At 64.8% G+C, this 19,112-nt stretch carries 19 protein-coding genes, 1 tRNA gene and 1 pseudogene; 6 read left to right on the forward strand and 15 right to left on the reverse strand.

All coding sequences use genetic code 11. From position 1 onward, the window contains the following. The first annotated feature begins 134 nt into the window (after nucleotides 1-134). The 3 genes from L879_RS0104335 (at nucleotide 135) to L879_RS0104345 (ending at nucleotide 2,625) form a co-directional block, all read left to right on the forward strand. Nucleotides 135-527, forward strand: a complete 393-nt coding sequence (locus tag L879_RS0104335) for a CidA/LrgA family protein (RefSeq protein WP_027315025.1) — start codon at nucleotides 135-137, stop codon at nucleotides 525-527. After that, nucleotides 524-1,246 (forward strand): LrgB family protein, encoded by a 723-nt coding sequence (locus L879_RS0104340; RefSeq protein WP_027315026.1) that lies wholly within the window; start codon nucleotides 524-526, stop codon nucleotides 1,244-1,246. Before L879_RS0104335 ends, L879_RS0104340 begins: the two co-directional genes overlap by 4 nt. A gap of 158 nt (nucleotides 1,247-1,404) precedes the next feature. Next, on the forward strand, nucleotides 1,405-2,625 hold the full coding sequence (locus L879_RS0104345) for an MFS transporter (RefSeq protein WP_027315027.1): 1,221 nt from the start codon (nucleotides 1,405-1,407) through the stop codon (nucleotides 2,623-2,625). Between the two features lie 59 nt (nucleotides 2,626-2,684). On the opposite strand, the gene L879_RS0104350 is transcribed toward L879_RS0104345, so the two are convergent. The 3 genes from L879_RS0104350 to L879_RS0104360 form a co-directional block, all read right to left on the reverse strand. Then, nucleotides 2,685-3,770, reverse strand: a complete 1,086-nt coding sequence (locus L879_RS0104350) for a bifunctional transcriptional activator/DNA repair enzyme AdaA (protein WP_154664090.1) — start codon at nucleotides 3,768-3,770, stop codon at nucleotides 2,685-2,687. Nucleotides 3,771-3,844: 74 nt separating this feature from the next. Beyond that, nucleotides 3,845-5,179, reverse strand: a complete 1,335-nt coding sequence (locus L879_RS0104355; protein ID WP_027315029.1) for a cytochrome c peroxidase — start codon at nucleotides 5,177-5,179, stop codon at nucleotides 3,845-3,847. 5 nt (nucleotides 5,180-5,184) lie between these two features. Beyond that, entirely contained in the window at nucleotides 5,185-6,039 is an 855-nt protein-coding gene (locus L879_RS0104360; protein WP_027315030.1) for a 4-helix bundle domain-containing protein, read from the reverse strand. 124 nt (nucleotides 6,040-6,163) lie between these two features. Between L879_RS0104360 and L879_RS0104365 the strand changes: the two genes are divergently transcribed. Beyond that, nucleotides 6,164-6,823, forward strand: coding sequence for a Fe2+-dependent dioxygenase (locus L879_RS0104365; RefSeq protein WP_027315031.1), 660 nt, complete (start codon nucleotides 6,164-6,166; stop codon nucleotides 6,821-6,823). A gap of 3 nt (nucleotides 6,824-6,826) precedes the next feature. On the opposite strand, the gene L879_RS0104370 is transcribed toward L879_RS0104365, so the two are convergent. Next, on the reverse strand, nucleotides 6,827-7,447 hold the full coding sequence (locus L879_RS0104370) for a TIGR02466 family protein (RefSeq protein WP_027315032.1): 621 nt from the start codon (nucleotides 7,445-7,447) through the stop codon (nucleotides 6,827-6,829). Between the two features lie 168 nt (nucleotides 7,448-7,615). Between L879_RS0104370 and L879_RS20430 the strand changes: the two are divergent. Next, nucleotides 7,616-8,787, forward strand: a pseudogene (locus L879_RS20430) (adenylate/guanylate cyclase domain-containing protein). On the opposite strand, the gene L879_RS0104380 reads toward L879_RS20430, so the two are convergent. From L879_RS0104380 to L879_RS0104395, 4 genes are all read right to left on the reverse strand, one after another. After that, a complete protein-coding gene (locus tag L879_RS0104380; RefSeq protein ID WP_027315033.1) occupies nucleotides 8,775-9,761 on the reverse strand; it encodes a glutathione S-transferase family protein in 987 nt (328 codons plus the stop codon). The pseudogene L879_RS20430 and the gene L879_RS0104380 overlap by 13 nt on opposite strands. Before the next feature lie 241 nt (nucleotides 9,762-10,002). Next, entirely contained in the window at nucleotides 10,003-10,326 is a 324-nt protein-coding gene (locus L879_RS0104385) for a hypothetical protein (RefSeq protein ID WP_027315034.1), read from the reverse strand. Between the two features lie 28 nt (nucleotides 10,327-10,354). After that, nucleotides 10,355-10,531 (reverse strand): hypothetical protein, encoded by a 177-nt coding sequence (locus L879_RS23540; RefSeq protein WP_154664080.1) that lies wholly within the window; start codon nucleotides 10,529-10,531, stop codon nucleotides 10,355-10,357. A 637-nt stretch (nucleotides 10,532-11,168) separates the two neighbouring features. Further along, nucleotides 11,169-11,244: transfer RNA gene (locus L879_RS0104395), tRNA-Ile, on the reverse strand. 315 nt (nucleotides 11,245-11,559) lie between these two features. Between L879_RS0104395 and L879_RS0104400 the strand changes: the two genes are divergently transcribed. After that, nucleotides 11,560-12,627 carry a patatin-like phospholipase family protein gene (locus L879_RS0104400; RefSeq protein ID WP_035458652.1) on the forward strand — a complete coding sequence of 356 codons (1,068 nt, stop codon included), beginning with the start codon at nucleotides 11,560-11,562 and terminating at the stop codon, nucleotides 12,625-12,627. A gap of 45 nt (nucleotides 12,628-12,672) precedes the next feature. Here L879_RS0104400 and L879_RS0104405 read toward each other — a convergent pair whose 3' ends face one another. The 7 genes from L879_RS0104405 to L879_RS23545 form a co-directional block, all read right to left on the reverse strand. Beyond that, nucleotides 12,673-14,376 (reverse strand): ABC transporter substrate-binding protein, encoded by a 1,704-nt coding sequence (locus L879_RS0104405; protein ID WP_438268095.1) that lies wholly within the window; start codon nucleotides 14,374-14,376, stop codon nucleotides 12,673-12,675. A 151-nt stretch (nucleotides 14,377-14,527) separates the two neighbouring features. Next, a complete protein-coding gene (locus L879_RS0104410) occupies nucleotides 14,528-14,809 on the reverse strand; it encodes a DUF2160 domain-containing protein (RefSeq protein WP_027315037.1) in 282 nt (93 codons plus the stop codon). A gap of 11 nt (nucleotides 14,810-14,820) precedes the next feature. Beyond that, a complete protein-coding gene (locus tag L879_RS0104415; protein ID WP_035458744.1) occupies nucleotides 14,821-15,597 on the reverse strand; it encodes a carbohydrate ABC transporter permease in 777 nt (258 codons plus the stop codon). A gap of 104 nt (nucleotides 15,598-15,701) precedes the next feature. Beyond that, nucleotides 15,702-16,598 (reverse strand): carbohydrate ABC transporter permease, encoded by an 897-nt coding sequence (locus L879_RS0104420; RefSeq protein WP_027315039.1) that lies wholly within the window; start codon nucleotides 16,596-16,598, stop codon nucleotides 15,702-15,704. Then, a complete protein-coding gene (locus tag L879_RS0104425; RefSeq protein WP_027315040.1) occupies nucleotides 16,595-17,692 on the reverse strand; it encodes an ABC transporter ATP-binding protein in 1,098 nt (365 codons plus the stop codon). The genes L879_RS0104420 and L879_RS0104425 overlap by 4 nt, the downstream gene beginning before the upstream one ends. A 10-nt stretch (nucleotides 17,693-17,702) precedes the next feature. Next, complete coding sequence (locus L879_RS0104430; protein ID WP_027315041.1) at nucleotides 17,703-18,791, reverse strand: ABC transporter ATP-binding protein; 1,089 nt, start codon at nucleotides 18,789-18,791, stop codon at nucleotides 17,703-17,705. Then, nucleotides 18,775-18,963, reverse strand: a complete 189-nt coding sequence (locus L879_RS23545) for a hypothetical protein (RefSeq protein ID WP_154664081.1) — start codon at nucleotides 18,961-18,963, stop codon at nucleotides 18,775-18,777. The genes L879_RS0104430 and L879_RS23545 overlap by 17 nt, the downstream gene beginning before the upstream one ends. Between the last annotated feature and the right edge of the window lie 149 nt (nucleotides 18,964-19,112).

A 19,112-nucleotide genomic window follows, 5' to 3' on the forward strand; every position in this document is an offset into this window, starting at 1 on the left:
GGCCGTCGTTTCCCTTCCGCCAGGCTCCGGCCGGTTCGTAGCACGGCCAAGCTGGCGGCACCAATTCAGGCGCATGCTTTGCATCGGCCTCGGACCGCTATACCTGTGATCGGCATCCCGTTCCCGAGGTTTTCATGATCGTCGGCTTGACCCTCATTCTTCTCTGCCAGCTTCTGGGCGAGGTGGTGACCCGCGGCTTCGGCTGGCCGTTGCCCGGCCCCGTTCTCGGAATGCTGTTCCTGCTCGGTTTCCTGAGCCTGCGCGGCCGTTTCGCCCGCAGGCGGCCCGAGTTCGGCCGGGGAATCGATGCAACGGGCAAGGGGCTTCTGGCGCATCTGTCGCTGCTGTTCGTCCCGGCGAGCGTCGGCGTGATCCAGCGGCTCGACGTGCTGGCGGAATATGGGCTGGGCCTTGCCGTGGCCCTCGTCGTCTCGACCTTCGTGACGCTCGTCGTCACGGTCGTCGTCTTCGTGGCGGTGTCGCGCCTGACCGGCGCGTCCATCGAGAGCCCGGAGAAGAGGCCATGAGCGATTCAACCTTCTCCCTCTGGGTTTACCTGTCGCAGACGCCGCTGCTCTGGCTCGTCGTGACGCTCGGCGCCTATGCGGTCGCGGACCGGATCTCGCAGGCCTTCGGGCGGCATCCCCTGTGCAATCCGGTGCTGATCTCCGTCGTGACGGTCGCTTTCGTGCTCTGGACCACGCGCACGTCGTATCCGGTCTATTTCGAGGGCGCGAAATTCGTGCACTTCCTGCTCGGCCCCGCGACGGTCGCCCTTGCGATCCCGCTCTATGAGAACCGGCATGTCGTGCTGCGCTCCATCGTGCCGATGGTGGCGGCGCTCGTCGTGGGTTCGGCGACGGCCATCGTCTCGGCCGTCGCCGTCGCGAAACTGTTCGGCATGCCCTACGCGGTCCTTGTCTCGCTGGCGCCGAAATCGGTCACCGCGCCCGTCGGCATGGGCATCTCGGAGGCGCTCGGCGGCGATCCCGCGCTCACCGCCATTCTGATCATGCTCACCGGCGTCATCGGCTCCGTCATGGTCACGCCACTCATGAATGCGCTGCGCATGAAGGATTGGCGGGCGCGGGGCTTCGCCGTGGGGCTGGCCTCGCACGGCATCGGCACAGCGCGCGCCTTCCAGGTCAATTCGCTCGCCGGCACCTTCGCGGGGATCGCCATGGGGTTGAACGCGCTCGTCACCGCGCTGATCCTGCCCTTCGTCGTGAAGCTGCTGCTGGAGTGAGGCCGCTTCCGGTCGGCGGAGCGTCAGCTCTCCCTGCACCGTAACCCAGCCTTGCAGGATGGGCAGGGGATCATGGCGTGGATCTGGGCTATAGGGGAGGCGGAAACGCTTGACGACAGGGCCCGAGCCCAGGCTCGGCCGCACTATAAAGAACGCCGATGGACACGAAATCGCCTGCCTTGACCGCGCCCCCGCTCGCCACGACGGCGGAGAGGACCGCCGTGCCGATCCTGCTGGCGATCAGCGTGTCCCACATGCTCAACGACCTGATCCAGTCGCTGCTCCCGGCGATCTACCCGATCCTCAAGGAAACCTTCCGCCTGGATTTCGGCCAGATCGGGCTGCTGACGCTCACCTTCCAGCTCACCGCGTCGCTCCTGCAGCCCGTGGTCGGCATCCTGACGGACCGCAAGCCCCAGCCGTTCTCGCTCGTCATCGGCATGGGGTTCACCCTCGTCGGCCTCCTGACGCTCTCGCAGGCGCATAGCTTTCCGCTTCTGCTTCTCGGCGCGGCTCTGGTCGGCATGGGATCGTCGGTCTTCCATCCCGAATCCTCGCGCGTCGCCCGCATGGCGTCCGGAGGGCAGCATGGCCTGGCGCAATCGGTGTTCCAGGTGGGCGGCAATACGGGCACGGCCCTGGGGCCGCTGCTGGCGGCCTTCATCGTCGTGCCGTTCGGACAGGCCAGCATCGCCTGGTTCTCCGCGGTGGCGCTGCTCGCTATGCTGATCCTGTTCTCGGTCGGGCGGTGGTATCGGGCCAAGCTCGCGGACATGAGGGCCAGGCCCCGGGCGGCGGAGCACCGAGCCTCCCTGTCGCGCAGGCGCGTGGCCGTGTCGATCACGATCCTGATGCTGCTGGTCTTCTCGAAGAACTTCTACATGGCGAGCCTCACCAGCTACTTCACCTTCTACCTCATCGCGAAGTTCCAGCTGCCGGTGCAGGATGCGCAAATCTACCTGTTCATCTTCCTCGGAGCCGTGGCGGCGGGCACGCTGCTCGGCGGCCCGGTCGGCGACCGGATCGGGCGGCGCTACGTTATCTGGATCTCGATCCTCGGCGTGTTGCCCTTCACGCTTCTGATGCCCTACGCCAACCTGTTCTGGACGGCGGTGCTGAGCTTCATCATCGGGCTGATCCTGGCCTCCGCCTTCTCGGCCATCCTCGTCTATGCGACGGAACTCGTGCCGGGACGGGTCGGCATGATCGCCGGCCTGTTCTTCGGCCTGTCCTTCGGCATGGGCGGCCTCGGCGCCGCGGCCCTCGGGCAGCTCGCCGACATGACCGGCATCGAGACCGTCTACAAGGTGTGCGCGTTCCTGCCCGCCATCGGCCTCCTGGCCTATTTCCTGCCGAAGATCGAACGGGCGCGCGCCTGAGCCGCAGCAAGAACGTCAGAGCAGGGCAGCCCCCGCCGCATCCTCCAGAGCCTTCATCATCAGGCGGTAGGGTCCCGGTCCATGGCTGATGCGGGCGTACGGTGCGCATCCGCCATGCGCCGCTCGTGCTCCAGCAGCCATTGCTTGCGCCAGAGCTTGCCGCCGTAGCCGGTCAGCGATCCGTCGGCGCCGATCACGCGATGGCAGGGAACGATGATGGCGATCTGGTTGGCGCCGTTGGCCCGCGCGACGGCGCGGGCTGAATCGGGTCGGCCGAGAGTACGGGCAAGCGCGCCATAGCTGCGCGTCTGTCCCACCGGAATCCGTCGCAGGTTGTCCCAGACCGTCGCCTCGAAGGCCGTGCCCTTCTGCACGACCGGCACGGTGAACGCTGCCAGTTGCCCGGCGAAATATCGCCTCACTTCGTCGGCGAGCGTGTCGATCATCGGATGCCGTCCGAAGGCGATGGGGGCGACCTGCTCGCGCAGCCGCTTGATCTCGTTGGGAAGCGCCTTCCGTTCGGCGAATTCGAGCAGGTGGACGCCCGCATCGTCCGCCACGGCGAGCATGGCGCCGATGGGTGTGTCGAGCCATTGGGCGGTGAGGATCTGACGGGCGGTCGTGCGGGCCGGCGCGTCGCCGATGAGCCTGCCGATGGCATCGCGAAAGCCGCTGCCGGATTCGTAGCCTGCATCGAGCTGGGCCTCAAGCACCGAGCCTCCCTGCTTGAGCCGGCTGACGGCGTGCCCGAGCCGCTGGGAGCGGGCATATTGCGCGAAGGTCATGCCGTATTCGCGCTGGAAGGCGCGGCGAACGGTGGAGGGATCGTAGCCCAGGGCTTTCAGCTCCTCCGTCGTCCAGCGCCTGTCCGGCTCCGCCTTCACCTTGTCGCGCAGGAGGTCGAGGGCTCCGCTTGCGGGCCGCCTGCTGTCGAGGGGCTTGCAGCGCAGGCAGGCGCGAAAGCCTGCGCCCTGCGCTGCGTCCGTGCAGGAGAAGAACACGACATTGTCGCGCTTCGGCTTGCGGGCCGGACAGGTCAGACGGCAGAAGATGCCGGTCGTCTTCACGCCCACATAGGCAAATCCCTCGTAGGACGGGTCACGGGCAAGAAGGGCGGCGAAGAGGGTGTCGTCGTCACGGAGCATGAGCATGCCCATTTTCTAGCGCAGACGAGCGGGCCGTGTCGCCGGAAACGAGGCGTGTATTTTCGAAAGATGCCTCAGGGAGCCCCGGCGGCGCTCACGTTCACGGTGAGCCGCATGTCCGGATGAATGCCGCAGATCACGTCGTACCGGCCGGGCCGGTCGAAGCCGAGGGTCACCGTATCGCCCGGGTTCTGGGCGTCCGAGTTGTAGCTCCGGCCGGGACCGTCCACGCGCACATTGTGAACGCGGGTGTCGTCGTTGAGGATCCTCAGGGCCTCGCCCAGCTTCAGCAGCACGGCTCCGGGCGAGAAGCGCCGGTCCTTCTGGCTCACGATGGAAACCGCGACGGCGTCCGCGCTCACGCCCGCCGTCATCGCCTTGGCAGGCAGGCTCGCCGGGCGCGGAGGATCCTCGCTGGAGAGCGTGTTGAGGAAGGCGACGAGCTGCTCGCGTTCCCTGGGGCTGAGCGCGATGCCCTGCGGCAGATCGGCCGAGAGGGTGGGGCGCTTCACGATTGTGTCCGCGTAATGCGCGACCACCTCCTCGAAGGTGGCAAGCGAACCGTCGTGCATGTAGGGCGCGCTCCACACGCGCTCGCGCAGGCTCGGCGTCTTGAACGCATGATCGGCGGCGGCGATGCCCAAGATGGGACCGCGGCCTTTGTCCGCGCTCGCAAGTCCGATGTCGTGGAAGGCGTCGTCGGTGAAGCGCCAGCCCTGGTGGCAGGCCACGCAGCCCGCCTTGCCGACGAAAAGCGCCAGGCCCGCGAGCTCGTCAGGTTCCAGAGCCTTGTCGTCCCCCTCGACCCAGCGGTCGAAGCGCGTTTCCGGTGACACCAGCGTCCGCTCGAAGGCGGCGATGGCTTTGACGAGATTGGCCGCGCTCACGGCAGGATCCTCGGGAAAGGCTTTCGCGAAATCGCGGCGCATCTGCGGATCGGAGCCGAGGTCCCGCAGCGCGCGCTCCACATCGCCTGCCATCTCGCGCTTGTTCTCGATGGGACCCAGCGCCTGTGCCTCGAGGCTCGCGGCGCGGCCGTCCCAGAACCAGGACAGTCCCCAGGCCATGTTCCAGAGCGACGGCGTGCGCCGGTCGAGGGGCTGGCCGTCGAGGCCGGGATGCCGGTCCACCCCGTCGGAAAAGGACAGGTCTGCCTGATGGCAGCTCGCGCAGGCCATGTCGCCCGCGCCCGACAGGCGCGTGTCCTCGAACAGCTTCGCGCCGAGCGCGATCTTCTCCGGCGTGGCCGGATTGTCCGACGGCATCGGTGTGTGGTCGGGGCGCGCGAAGACCTTGCGCCAATGCGCGGCATCGAGCGGTGCGGGCCCTTCGGCCGCACCGCTCACGAGGCTCGCGAGCACGACGCCCGCCAGCACCCGGCCTGCCTTGAGAAGGTCCCCGCGCGTCATGAGCGTCAGCGCAGGTTTCCGAGCTGCAGCTCGAATTTTGCGATGGCGCTCAGGAACTCGCCCGAATCCTTGACCGCCTGCTTCGGCGGCGTCACGGACGGGAAGGTCGCCTTCAGGTCGTTCAGGCTCGCCTGAAGGGCCTTGGCCGCATCGGCGTCCTTCGCTAAGGCCGCAGGCATGACCGACGCGACGAGGCGGTCCACCTCCATCACGAAGCCGCGGGCATCCTGATACTCGACCACATTGGCGATGCGGCCCTTCTCGACGGCTTCCGCATATTCGTCTGCGGCCTGCTGCAGCACTTCGAGCGCCGTTTCGAGCACGAAATAGGTGCCGTCGGTCTCCTTCGCCTTCACCGCGGTTTCGGCGGCGGAAAGACGCTCCTCGAGTGCCGCGCGGGCGCGGGCATAGGCTTCCTTGTTCTTGGCCTTCACCGTCTGGGACAGAGCCTTCAGGGCCACCTGGAAGGGCGCGACGTTGAAGGTCTTCAGGCCATCGCGGATGCTGCCGTAGATCTCCTCTTCCGGATGCAGGAAGTGGGGCAGGGCATCCGCCCAGCGTCCGGCCTCGATCAGCTCGCCGCCGACGAGGAGATGGCCGCGGATCATCTCGATGCCGCGATAGACATGCAGAGCCGGGGGAAGCTCCGCGGCTCCGCCGCCTTCCCCGTCCCCTTCGCCGCCGGCCGTCGCGGCCGGCATGGCGTGGCCCTGGTGCTGGGCAAGCTGCAGCAGGGGCCGGTCCGTCTTCGCCGCGATCGCGGGCTGGGATGGGGCGTGCAGAATCGTCGCCTGCGAGGCCGCGGGCGCGGCGACCAGGATGGCGGTGCTCAGTCCCGCCCAAATCTTCCGTCTCTTCATGGGTTCTCCCCTCGGCGGTGCAAGGTCGCCGGCGGCTAGTTTAGAAAGACTAAAAACTACTAGTCTTTACAATGACTTAGCTACAGAATATGGGGTGGTCTGACAAGTGCGAAGGTGCCTTCCCATGTTGATGACGATTGCGGGTGTCCTGTCTCCGGCCGAGTGCGAAGAGATCCGCGCCATGCTCGGCTCCATGCGATTCGAGGACGGGCGGGCGACGGCCGGATGGAGCGCCAAGCTCGTCAAGGACAACGACCAGGCGCGGGAAGGCGCGGCTCTGAGCCTCCTGCGGGAGCGGGTCGCGAAGGCGATCATGGGCAACGAGGTCTTCAGCCTCGCCGCCCGCCCGAAGGCCCTGACGCCCCTGATCTTCGCCCGTTACGGCGCGGGCAAGGAATACGGCTCCCATGTGGACAATCCCCTGATGCACGGCATCCGCACGGACGTGTCCTTCACGCTTTTCCTCGCCGATCCTGATTCCTACGACGGCGGCGAACTCGTGATCGAGTCCGCTGCCGGCGAGGAGGAAGTGAAGCTGCCGGCAGGCCATCTGGTGGTCTACGATTCCACGAGCCTGCACCGGGTCGCGCCCGTCACGCGGGGCGAGCGCCTCGTGGCCGTGGGATGGGCGCAGAGCTACGTGCGCGACAGTGCGAAGCGCGAACTCCTCTTCGATCTCGAAACCGCCAAGCGCGGCCTCTTCGCGCAGTCAGGAAAGACGCCGGAATTCGATCTCGTGGCGAAGGCCGGCGCCAATCTCTTCAGGATGTGGGCCGAGGTCTGAGCCTCACTGCCAGGCGTAGTTGAAGCTGACGCTGATGCGCTCAGCTTCCGCCTCGTTCAGGGGCACCTCGTGGCGCAGCCAGCTTTCCCAGAGCAGCACCGTGCCCGGTGCGGGCTTCATATAGGCGAACTGGCGGTTCTCGGGCTTGGCCTTGGCCTTGCGCGGCGGGGCCGCCATCATGAAGCCCAGGCGCGGATCCTCGAGCTTGAGGGCGCTCGCGCCCTCCGGGATCGTCACGTAATAGGTGCCGCTGATCACCGAGTGCGGATGGATGTGCGAGGTGTGGATGCCGCCGGGGGGCAGGATGTTGATCCACAGGCTGTCCATGACGAGCTTGCGGCCCTGGAGATCGTATTCCAGTTCCTTGGCGAAGGCCGCCACGTGCTTGTCGATCTCCTTCAGGAGCTCGCCGAAGACCGGGACCCGCCAGGGCAGGTCGTTGAGCGAGGCATAGGACGTATAGCCCGGGTAGCCGTGCTTCACGCACCAGCGCTGCCCGGCCTCGTCATCCTCGGCGATGGACAGGCAGGCGGCTTCGAGCTCCTGGTTGCGGCGTTCCGCCTTCGCGCCCGTCAGCTCGGCGCGGTAGACTTTGGTGACGAAAAGCGTATCGATGCTTGCCATGGCTCGGCTCTCTTATGGGGCTGGTCCCGTCAAAATGATGGCCCGATTTGAGGCGCATACCAGCTTTTCCGGACGAATGCCTCCCCATGGCTTGAAGGTTTCATGGGGACAACACACCTTGGCCTTATGATGCTGCCCTCCATCCCTTCGGCCGTGCCAGGCGATCTCATGTCCATGGCGCGCAGCCTCGATTCCGAGACCCTCGCGGGCGTCATCGCCCTGCGCGACTGGCTCGTCACGACGGCGGCCCGGATGGAGGATTCGAGCGAGGTCCTGTCCGGCTTCCTCCGCCGGCTGATCGATCTCGGCCTGCCCATCGACCGCGCCGTCTCGGCCATCGAGGCTCTGCATTCGGAATATGCCGGGATCGGACGGTTCTGGACCCGGGAGGAGGGCACGGTCGTGCGCTACCTGCCGCACGGCGACCGGCGCGAAAGCATTTATCAGTCGAGCCCCTTCGCCTATGTCCACCGCACCGGCGAGTGGCTGATCCTCGACCTGACGACCACCCCCGACGATCTTTTCCCCATCGTCCCGGAACTGAAGGAAGCAGGCTACCGCCACTACGTCACGATTCCGATCCGCTTCACCAACGGCGCCGAGAACGCGATCTCCTTCGCGACCCGGGCGCCCGAGGGGTTCGGCACCCGGGAGCTGACGATCCTGCGCATCGTCCTGCCGTCCTTCGCCCTCGTGACCGAGCTGCGCGCCACCAGCAACAGGCTCGACGAGGTGCTGCGCATCTATGTGGGCGACGATCCCCACAAGGCGATCCTCTCCGGGACGATCCAGCGCGGGCAGGTCACACGCATCCGGTCGGCTATTCTCTTCGCCGACATGCGCGACTACACGCACATCTCCTCGCGCCTGAGCCCGGAGAGCGCGGTCGAATTGCTGAACACCTATTTCGACTGCATCGTGCCGCCCATCGAGGACGAGGGCGGAGAGGTGCTGAAATATCTGGGCGACGGCGCGTGCGCGACAAGGGCGACGACACGGGTGGCGCGGCGCAATCGGCCCTGACGGCCGCGACCCATGCGCTCCGCCGCATCGAGGCGGCGAACGGCGAAGGGCGTTTCCCCGTGCCCATCCATGTGGGCTTTGCCCTGCATCATGGCGATGCGGCCTATGGCAATGTAGGCTCCGGCCAGCGCCTCGACTTCACGGTGATCGGGCGCGACGTGAACTTCGCGAGCCGCATCGCGGAACTCAACAAGCGATTGGGCGAGCCGCTTCTGATGTCCAAGCCCTTCGTCGAGCATCTCTGGGGCAATCCGATGCCTCTCGGCGCCCATGCGGTCGAAGGCTTCGAGGAAGCGATCGAGGTCTACAGGCCCTGAAGGCCTTCGCGCCCATGCGGCGCATCGAGGTCGAGAACCGGCCCGAGCGGCACGATGCCCGTCGGATTGATGGTCCGGTGGCTCTCGTAGTAATGCCCCTTGATGTGGACCATGTTCACGGTCTCGGCGATGCCGTCCATCTGGTAGATGTCGCGCAGATAGCCCGACAGATACGCATAATCCGCGATGCGGCGCAGGTTGCATTTGAAATGGCCCACATAGACCGGATCGAAGCGCACCAGCGTGGTGAAGAGTCTGATATCGGCCTCGGTCAGCCTGTCGCCGCAAAGATATCGCCGTGAGGACAGGCGCTCGTCGAGGGAATCGAGCGTCGCGAAGAGCGGGCGCACCGCCTCCTCATAGGCATGCTGCGCCGTTGCGAAGCCGGCCTTGTACACGCCGTTGTTCACGGTGTCGTAGATATGGGCGTTGAGGCTGTCGATCTCGCCGCGCAGGTCCGCCGGGTAGTAATCGCCGGGCCTGGCGCCCAGCCCGTCGAAGGCCGTGTTCATCATGCGGATGATCTCGGCGGATTCGTTGCTGACGATGGTGCCTTTCGCCTTGTCCCACAGCACGGGCACCGTCACCCGGCCCGAATAGTCGCGCTTGGCGGCGGTGTAGACCTGATGCAGGTATTGTGCGCCGTGGATGGGATCCGGGATGACGCCCGGACCATCCTCGAAGGTCCACCCGTTCTCCAGCATGCGCCAGTGCACGACGGAGACGCCGATCATGGCCTCGAGCCCTTTCAGCTTGCGCATGATCAGGGTGCGGTGCGCCCAGGGGCAGGCGAGCGATACGTAGAGATGATAGCGGCCGGGCTCGGCCTCGAACCCGCCGTCGCCTGACGGTCCGGGCGAGCCGTCGGCGGTGACCCAGTTCCGGAAAACCGCATTGGTGCGCACGAAGCGCCCGCCCGTGCTCTTCGTGTCGTACCACCGATCCTGCCAGACCCCGTCGACAAGCAATCCCATTTCGGTCTCCCTGCAGGCTGCAAGCCCGAAGCCCAAGCCAGCCACGAAGGCAGAGAGATGGCCGCCCGCGACAGAGGTCAAGGGCTTGCGCGACGATTTTGAGCCATGTGGCGGACGCAGCGGGGAGGCAGGGACGTGCGATGACGACGGAATTTTATAAAAAACTCAGCGCGATAGTGGAGTTCGAAATGTCCCGGGGAGAGTTGGGCTGACGCAGGTTTCCGGGTCAGCCGATTGAGTATCAGAATTTCTTGATCTGGTCCTTACTGACCACCAGGTCACCGGAGATCGGGAACTGCGGGAACAGGTGAACTCGGTAGTTGCCGTTATCGAGCTCTTCCCAGCACCCCCGTGAAATAATGTTCCCCCTGTTTGCGCCCCTGATCGCCAGTGTGGCGTTTTTCCCGTTTGGCATAGGACACTGCTCACCGGCCTTGGTGTCATCGAACGTAAATGCAAGCTCACCGGTCAGGTCCGCCGTGAAATTTGCGTATGAATCCAGGGCGGCTATTGCTGTCGCTGGAAACAGGATTGCCGTCACAACGGCTGCTGCGATCTTTCTCATATTACCCCCGCTATCATGCTGCTTGCGCTTATGCGCTTTTGAAAATGAAGTACGAAGCAATCGAAGCCAGATACAGTGCGATCGAGTTCTGCACCCATGAACTGTGGCTCATGGTGCCGCTGGTGCCTAGGCTGCCGGCGTCGATCAGGCCCATGACGAAGAACAGGCTGGCTGCAGCGAACAAGGCAAGGCTGATGTACTTCATGGTTTCTCCCCTTTGAAATGTTTGGCTCAAGGGGGGCTATCATGAATCGAACTTGATAAACAATTTGGAGTTTGAGCATGTGCTGAGCGGCCTCTACGGGACGCCGCCACAAGTACCGCACCGGTGCATGCCCATGGTCTTTTTGAACGACCGCTTAAAATGGTGCAGGCTCAAGACAACAACGTTTGCCAGATCATCCGGACCAATGCTGTCCTTAAGGTTGGCGTCTATGTACTTGCTAACCCGGCGCTGCCACTCTCTCGTCAGCCTCTACTGCTCGATGGGCTTGATGACCTTGTCTCGTTCTGGCGACCGTGCATAGCAGACGGCTGCGGCCGATGACAGGTTGAACGCGTCCGTGAACGATGCCGAGCGAAAACCTCTGCTGGCGCATGCAATCTTTTCAGACGGCAGCCTCTCGCTCACAGAGCAATTCGAATTGCTCGTTGGTTGATGCGAAAAGCAGATCGTTTTCCTTCCCTCAAGATCAGCCAGGACTTGAGATAGAATCAGACGTGACGAGAAAAGCCCATTCGGCCCTCCAAGCAGTGAGAGGGCCAGTACGGGAAACTTTGCCGTAATCGTTGCCGTGCTTGGCGTCGAACCAACGAAATTTGGTCTAAGTATTTGAAAAGATTGGTGGGCCCGGCAGGACTCGAACCTGCAACCAGACCGTTATGAGCGGCCGGCTCTAACCATTGAGCTACAGGCCCTTCCAAGGAGAAGGTCAGCCATTCTCTAGCCGAGGGCGAGCCTTTCGTCACCCCCCGGCATGGGGAGGAGCCTCCCTGGCCGGGCGGGGCCTTCCGCCGCGCTTCGCACGGCATCGGGCCGATGACCGGCCGGGTCATGGGAGGCCGTCTCCCGGTTCGCCGCAGGACGTGAAAATCCGGAGATTCGGCGTGTCCCCGGCCACAGCTTGAACGAGGGATGTGGAAGTTGCCTGGATCGCGGGCCCCGAGCGGTTTCGTGGCCCGTGCCTTTCCGGGCGCGCCGTTCTACTCTGAGCGCCGAAAGGGAAGCCCTCCATGATCGGTCGAGCCGAGAAGACGCGAAGCCATGTGCCCGGGCTGAGATGCCCGAATTCCGAAAAGGCCGTGTCCCTGGCCCTTCAGGGCGGCGGCGCCCACGGGGCCTTCACCTGGGGCGTCCTCGATTACCTGCTCGAGGACGGGCGGCTCGCCATCGAGGCGATCACGGGAGCGAGCGCCGGTTCCATGAATGCGGTGGTGCTCTTCGAAGGCTGGCTCGACGGCGGGCGTGACGGGGCGCGCGAGCAGCTGCGCAAGTTCTGGAAGCGCGTGAGCCTCGACGGCGTCCTGTCGCCGGTTCAGCGCACGCTGTTCGACAAGATCCTGGGCTATTGGAGCCTCGATGGATCGCCGGCCCATTTCTGGCTCGATGCCTGGTCGCGGGTGGCGAGCCCCTACGATCTCAACCCGCTCGACATCAACCCCCTGCGGGATGCCCTCAACGACCTGATCGATTTCGAGCGGGTGAGGGCCTGCAAGGACGCAAAGCTCTTCATCGCCGCAACCAATGTCTGGTCGGGCAAGGTCCAGGTCTTCACCGGTCCCGAGCTGACGGTCGACCATGTTCTGGCCTCGGCCTGCCTGCCGATGATCTTCAAGGCGGTCGAGATCGCCGGCGAGCCTTATTGGGACGGCGGTTATTCCGGCAACCCGCCCCTGTTCCCGCTTTTCTATGAAACGGAAACCGATGACATCCTGCTCGTCCAGATCAACCCCATCGAGCGCCGCTACACGCCGCGCACGGCTCAGGAAATCCAGAACCGTCTCACGGAGATCACGTTCAACGCGCATCTGCTCCAGGAGCTGAGGGCGATCGGCTTCGTGACCCGATTGATCGACGAGGGCAAACTGTCGACCCGCGACTACAAGCGCGTTCTCATGCACCGCATCCATGGCGGGCAGAAGCTCGACGAGATTACGGCCGCCTCGCGCCTGAGCGCCAAGTGGGAGTTCTTCAAGGAGCTCAAGGATCTGGGTCGGGCGTCGGCGCGCAAGTGGCTTGCGGAAAACTATGCCTTCATCGGGCAGACGAGCACCCTGGATCTGCGCGACACCTATTCCTGAATTCTTTGGAAGAAGAGCCCCGCCTCAGCGGCGGGGCTCGTGAGGTCAGCTGCGCTTCGGCGGATTGGCGGGCCAGCTCTTGATGAGCGTGTCGTAATCCACCGTCTCGCCTTTCGGCTTCTCGTTCGCGAGTTTGCGCTGCGGGGCGATGTTGCCCGAAGCTTCGGCCTTCTTGAACCATTCCTCGGCCGATGTCTTCGGGTTGAGCTTCGGTCCGCACTCGCCCTGCACATTGGCGCGCTCCAGGCGGCCGAGCACGTCGTCCTGGGCGGCGGCGAGGGCATTCATCGCTTCCTGCGGCGTCTTCGAGCCGGAGGCCGCGTCGCCGATGTTCTGCCACCAGAGCTGGGCGAGCTTAGGGTAATCCGGCACGTTGTTGCCGGTCGGCGTCCACTGCACGCGGGCGGGCGAGCGGTAGAACTCGACGAGGCCGCCGAGCTTGGGCGCGCGCTCCGTCATCGACGGGTGCCAGATGTCGCTCTCGCGGATGAAGGTGAGGCCCACATGGCTCTTCTTCAGCGAGACCGTCTTGGAGGTCACGAACTGCGCATAGAGCCAGGCCGCCTTGCGCCGCTCGACCGGCGTGGACTTCAACAGCGTCCACGAGCCCGCATCCTGGTAGCCGAGCTTCATGCCCTCCTTCCAGTACGAGCCGTGCGGCGAGGGCGCCATGCGCCATTTCGGCGTGCCGTCCGCGTTCACCACCGGCAGGCCGGGCTTCACCATGTCGGCGGTGAAGGCCGTGTACCAGAAGATCTGCTGGGCGACGTTGCCCTGAGCCGGCACGGGACCCGACTCGGAGAAGGTCATGCCGGCCGCCTGCGGCGGGGCATATTTCTTCAGCCAGTCGAGATATTTGGTGATGGCATAGACGGCCGCCGGGCCGTTGGTGTCGCCGCCGCGCTCGACGGAAGAGCCGACCGGACGGCAGCCTTCCATGCGGATGCCCCATTCGTCGACGGGAAGCCCGTTCGGGATGCCCTTGTCGCCGTTGCCCGCCATGGAGAGCCAGGCATCGGTGAAGCGCCACCCGAGCGACGGATCCTTCTTGCCGTAATCCATGTGGCCATAGACCTTGACGCCGTCGATTTCCTTCACGTCGTTGGTGAAGAATTCGGCGATGTCCTCATAGGCCGACCAGTTCACCGGCACGCCGAGGTCGTAGCCGTACTTGGCCTTGAACTTCTCCTTCAAGTCGGGGCGCTGGAACCAGTCGTAGCGGAACCAGTAGACGTTCGCGAATTGCTGGTCGGGCAGCTGATACATCTTGCCGTCCGGCGCGGTCGTGAAGGACTTGCCGATGAAGTCCTTGATGTCGAGCGTCGGCGAGGTCACGTCCTTGCCTTCGCCTGCCATCCAGTCGTCGAGCGCCACGGCCTGCTTGTAGCGGAAGTGGGTGCCGATCAGGTCGGAATCGTTGACCCAGGCATCGTAGATGTTGCGTCCGGACTGCATCTGCGTCTGGATCTTCTCTACCACGTCGCCTTCCTGGATCAGGTCGTGGGTGAGCTTGATGCCGGTGATCTCGGAGAACGCCTTGGCCAGCGTGCGCGCTTCGTATTCATGGGTCGTGATGGTTTCGGAGACCACGTTGATCTCCATGCCGGCGAAGGGCTTCGCGGCGTTCACGAACCATTCCATCTCCTTCAGCTGCTCGTCCTTGGAGAGCGTCGAAGGCTGGAATTCGCTGTCGATCCAGCGGCGGGCTTCTTCCATGCCGGCCAGGGCGGCGCTTGAGCCGAGCGCCATGGCCAGCACGCTTGTCGAGATGAAGAGTTTCAAGCGCCTGTGTGTCGGGGTGAGCTTCATTCATTCCTCCCAAGTGATGCCCTGCCGGCTGGAGCGCCGGTCTTGGTCCCTGCGGCCCGGGCTGACCGCAAGGCTTTGAGATTTGCGCTTCTCACACGTAGCGGAACACCGCAGCCGCATAGAGGAGCGAAAGGGCGGACGCCCACCACAGGTCCGGCCCGGCGAGGCCGAGCCAGGCGAGGTGGATGAAGGCGGAACCGAGAAGCGAGATGAAAAGCCGGTCGCCGCGCGTGGTCGGGATGCGCAGGATTCCGACGCGTTCCGTCTCGGGACGGTAGACCGCGAGCAGGGTCATGAGCAGCAGCAGGCTGGCGAGGGCCGCGAAGAAAAGGCCGGTCTGCCAGGTCCAGGCCATCCAGGCGAGATCGGGCATGGCGTTCTCCTTCAGACCCGGCCCAGGGCGAAGCCCTTGGCGATGTAGTTGCGGACGAACCAGATCACGAGCGCGCCCGGCACGATGGTGAGCACGCCGGCGGCGGCGAGCAGGCCCCAATCCATGCCCGCCGCCGAGACGGTGCGCGTCATGGTGGCGGCGATCGGTTTGGCGTTGACCGAGGTGAGCGTGCGCGCCAGCAGCAGCTCGACCCAGGAGAACATGAAGCAGAAGAAGGCCGCGACGCCGACGCCGGAGGCGATCAGCGGCATGAAGATCTTCACGAAGAAGCGCGGGAAGGAATAACCGTCGATGGCCGCCGTTTCGTCGATCTCCCGCGGAACGCCCGACATGAAGCCCTCCAGAATCCAGACGGCCAGCGGCACGTTGAAGAGGCAGTGCGCCAGCGCCACGGCCCAGGGCGTGTCGAAGAGCCCGATGGCCGAGTAGAGGTTGAAGAAGGGCAGGGCGAAGACGGCGGGCGGCGCCATGCGGTTGGTGAGCAGCCAGAAGAACAGGTGCTTGTCGCCCAGGAACCTGTACCGGGAGAAGGCATAAGCCGCAGGGAGCGCGAAGGCGATGGACAGGACCGTGTTGATGAGCACGTAGGTGAGGGAGTTGATGTAGCCGGAATACCAGCTCTCGTCCGTGAAGATCCTGATGTAGTTGTCGAAGGTGATCTCCTGCGGCCAGAGCGTGAGGCCCGAGGTGATCTCCGTGTTCGTCTTCAGGCTCATGTTCACGAGCCAGTAGATCGGCAGCATGAGGAACAGGAGGTAGAGCGTCATCACCACGACGCGCCCGTTCACGCGCGGGCCGGACAGGGCGCGGTTCGCCGCGACTGGTTGCGCGATGGATTTCACGTCGGAGGAGCCGACGGCGACGGTTCCGGTCATGCTTCGATCCTCTCGCGCTGCGCATCCACATTGGTCATCACGGTATAGAAGACCCAGCAGATGGCGAGGATGATCAGGTTGTAGACCAGCGACATGGCGGCGGCCTTGCCGAGATCGAACTGGCCGAGCGCCAGCTTCACCAGATCGATGGACAGGAAGGTTGTGGCGTTGCCCGGTCCGCCGCCGGTGAGCACGAAGGGCTCGGTATAGATCATGAACGAATCCATGAATCGCAGGAGAACGGCGATCAGCAGCACGCGCCGCATCTTGGGCAGCTGGATAATGCGGAAGACCGCCCAGCGCGAGGCGCCGTCGATGCGGGCGGCCTGGTAATAGGCATCCGGAATGGACTTGAGGCCCGCATAGCACAGAAGGGCGATGAGGCTCGTCCAGTGCCAGACGTCCATGACGACGATGGTGATCCAGGCATCCAGCGGGTCGCCGGTGTAGTTATAGTCGATGCCGAGATGGTTCACGATCCAGCCGAGCAGGCCGATGTCGCCGCGGGCGAAGACCTGCCAGATCGTGCCGACCACGTTCCACGGAATGAGAAGCGGCAGCGCCATGAGAACGAGGCAGAGCGCCACGGTCCAGCCCTCGCGCGGCATGGCGAGCGCCACCGCGATGCCGAGCGGCACCTCGATGAGCAGGATGATCGCGGAGAACAGGAGCGTTCGCCAGAGCGAATCGAAGAAGCGCTCGCCGAGCTGGCTCGACGGATCGAGAAGCTCCTGGAACCATCCGATCCCGTTCCAGAAGAACTGGTTGTTGCCGAAGGTGTCCTGGACCGAGTAGTTCACCACGGTCATGAGCGGCAGCACGGCCGAGAACGCCACGATGGCGAAAACCGGCAGGACGAAGAACCATGCTTTGTTGTTGACGGTCTTCGTCATGCTGCGTGACCTCCGGCAGATTCGTCCGTAACCAGATGCCCGTTGGCATAGATATGCACATGCCGTGGATCGAGGACGAGCGAAGCCTCGTCGCCTTCGATGGAAATGCCGTCCGGAACGCTGGCGGCAAGAGGGTGGCCGTTCATCTCGACCCGGGCGATGCGCGCCCGCCCGATATCGTCGATGCGGCGCACATGGACCGGCAGTCCCACGCCCTTCGGCTGGAGCTGCACGAATTCCGGGCGGATGCCGAGCTCGACGCGCTCGGCGACGAGCGGGCGATAGGGCCGCTTGAGGGCAACCCTCTCGCTGCCGATGAAGGCGGAGGCGCCTTCGACCCGGCAGGGCAGGATGTTCATGCCGGGCGAGCCGATGAAGTGCCCCACGAAGGTGTGCGCCGGGCGCTCGAACAGCTCGTCGGGCGTGCCGGTCTGGACCACGGCCCCGTCATGCATGACCACGACCTTGTCCGCGAAGGTGAGCGCCTCGGTCTGGTCGTGCGTCACGTAGATCATGGTGATGTCGAGCGCGCGGTGAATCTCCTTCAGGGTGGAGCGCAGCTGCCATTTGAGATGCGGGTCGATGACGGTCAAGGGCTCGTCGAACAGAATGGCCGCCACGTCGGGCCGCACGAGCCCGCGCCCGAGGGAGATCTTCTGCTTCATATCCGCCGTCAGGTTGCTCGCCTTGCGGTCGAGCACGCGGGTCAGATCGAGCAGATGCGCGATCTCCTCCACGCGCCGGGCCGTCCTGTCGCGGGGGACATGGCGGTTCTTGAGCGGGAAGGCCAGGTTCTCGCGCACGGTCATGGTGTCGTAGACAACCGGGAACTGGAACACCTGCGCGATGTTGCGCGCTTCCGTCGGCAGGTCGGTCACGTCGAGATCGTCGAACCGCACGCGGCCGCGCGTGGGGCGCACGAGTCCCGAGATGATGTTAAGGAGCGTGGTCTTGCCGCAGCCCGAAGGTCCGAGCAGCGCATAGGCGCCGCCCTGGTTCCAGACATGGTTGATTTCCTTGAGCGCGTAATCCTCCGCCCTGCGCGGATCGGGTTTGTAGGCATGGGCGAGATGGTCGAGCGTGATGCGGGCCATGCTTGTCTCCTCACGCGGCTTTCTGGGCGGAGGCCGCGGCGGCGAGGCGGCCCTGCGCATCGAAGAGGAACAGGCGATGCGGATCGAGATAGGCCGTCACGGGGGATTTCGGCTCCAGCCGCCGCACGCCGGGCACCAGGGCCACGAGGCGATGCTCGCTCGCGTCGAGATGGATGTAGCTTTCCGATCCGGTGATCTCCGCGACGGAGACGACGGCGGGAATGGCGATCTCGTCGCCGCCCTTCGGGTCGAGGGTAAGGTGATGGGCGCGAAAGCCCAAAGTGTAGTCGCCATCGGGAACGGCGGCGAGGGGGCCCGTGGCCCGGACTTCGCCCCCGGTGCTCAAGATGGCGCTGCCGCCGGTCTTGATGACCTTGAGGGTGTTGAGCGGCGGGTCGGAAAAGACGCGCGCCGTGGTCAGATCCTGCGGGCGGCGATAGACCTGCGGCGTCGGCCCGAACTGCGTCACGCGGCCCTCGGAGAGGGTGGCGGTGTTGCCGCCGAGCAGAAGCGCCTCGGAGGGTTCCGTGGTCGCATAGACGAAGATGGCGCCGGAAGCCGAGAAGACCCGCGGCAGCTCTTCGCGCAGCTCCTCCCGCAGCTTGTAGTCGAGATTGGCGAGGGGTTCGTCGAGCAGCACGAGATCGGCGCGCTTTACGAGCGCGCGCGCAATCGCCGTTCGCTGCTGCTGGCCGCCGGACAGGTTCAGCGGCTTGCGGTCGAGATAGGGCTCGAGCTTGAGAAGCCGCGCGGCGTCGCGCACGCGGGCGTCGGTCTCTTTCTGCGGCAGGCCGGAGACGCGCAGGGGCGAGGCGATGTTCTCATAAACGCTGAGAGACGGGTAGTTGATGAACTGCTGATAGACCATGGCCACGCTGCGGCGCTGCACGGGCCAGCCCGTCACGTCCTTGCCGTCGAACAGGATGCGACCCTCCGTTGGGGCATCGAGGCCGGCCATGAGCCGCATGAGAGACGTCTTGCCGGCAAGCGTCGCCCCCAGAAGCACGTTGAGGGAGCCGCGCTCCAGGGTCATGTGGACATTGTCGATGTGCTTGGCTGCCCCGACCGTCTTGGAGACGCCATCAAGAACGAGAGTCATCGGCACTTTCCTGAAGGTCGAGCGGCAATGGGAAAGAGAAAGGGGAGATGAGAGCCGATGGACGGGCAAAGGCGAAGGATGCGGCTTTCGTCGCCGCGTCGCGGGTCTTGCGATGCCCGCGCACATCATCAACCGTCGCGACGCCGAACGTCGCCGATCCCTGCGGACTCAAGAGCATTTCTCCCGGCTTCAAGCCTTTCGAGCCTGAGCTTTCTTATTGTTATAACAATCAGGCTATCTTGCCCCTCAGCCGAAAGCAACCAGGGGTATAGAAGCCGGACCGCGTCCCGACTGGACCTCAAGGAACATAGGTCAGGCGGG

This window comes from Microvirga flocculans ATCC BAA-817 (assembly GCF_000518665.1).
Classification (GTDB): Bacteria; Pseudomonadota; Alphaproteobacteria; order Rhizobiales; family Beijerinckiaceae; genus Microvirga; species Microvirga flocculans.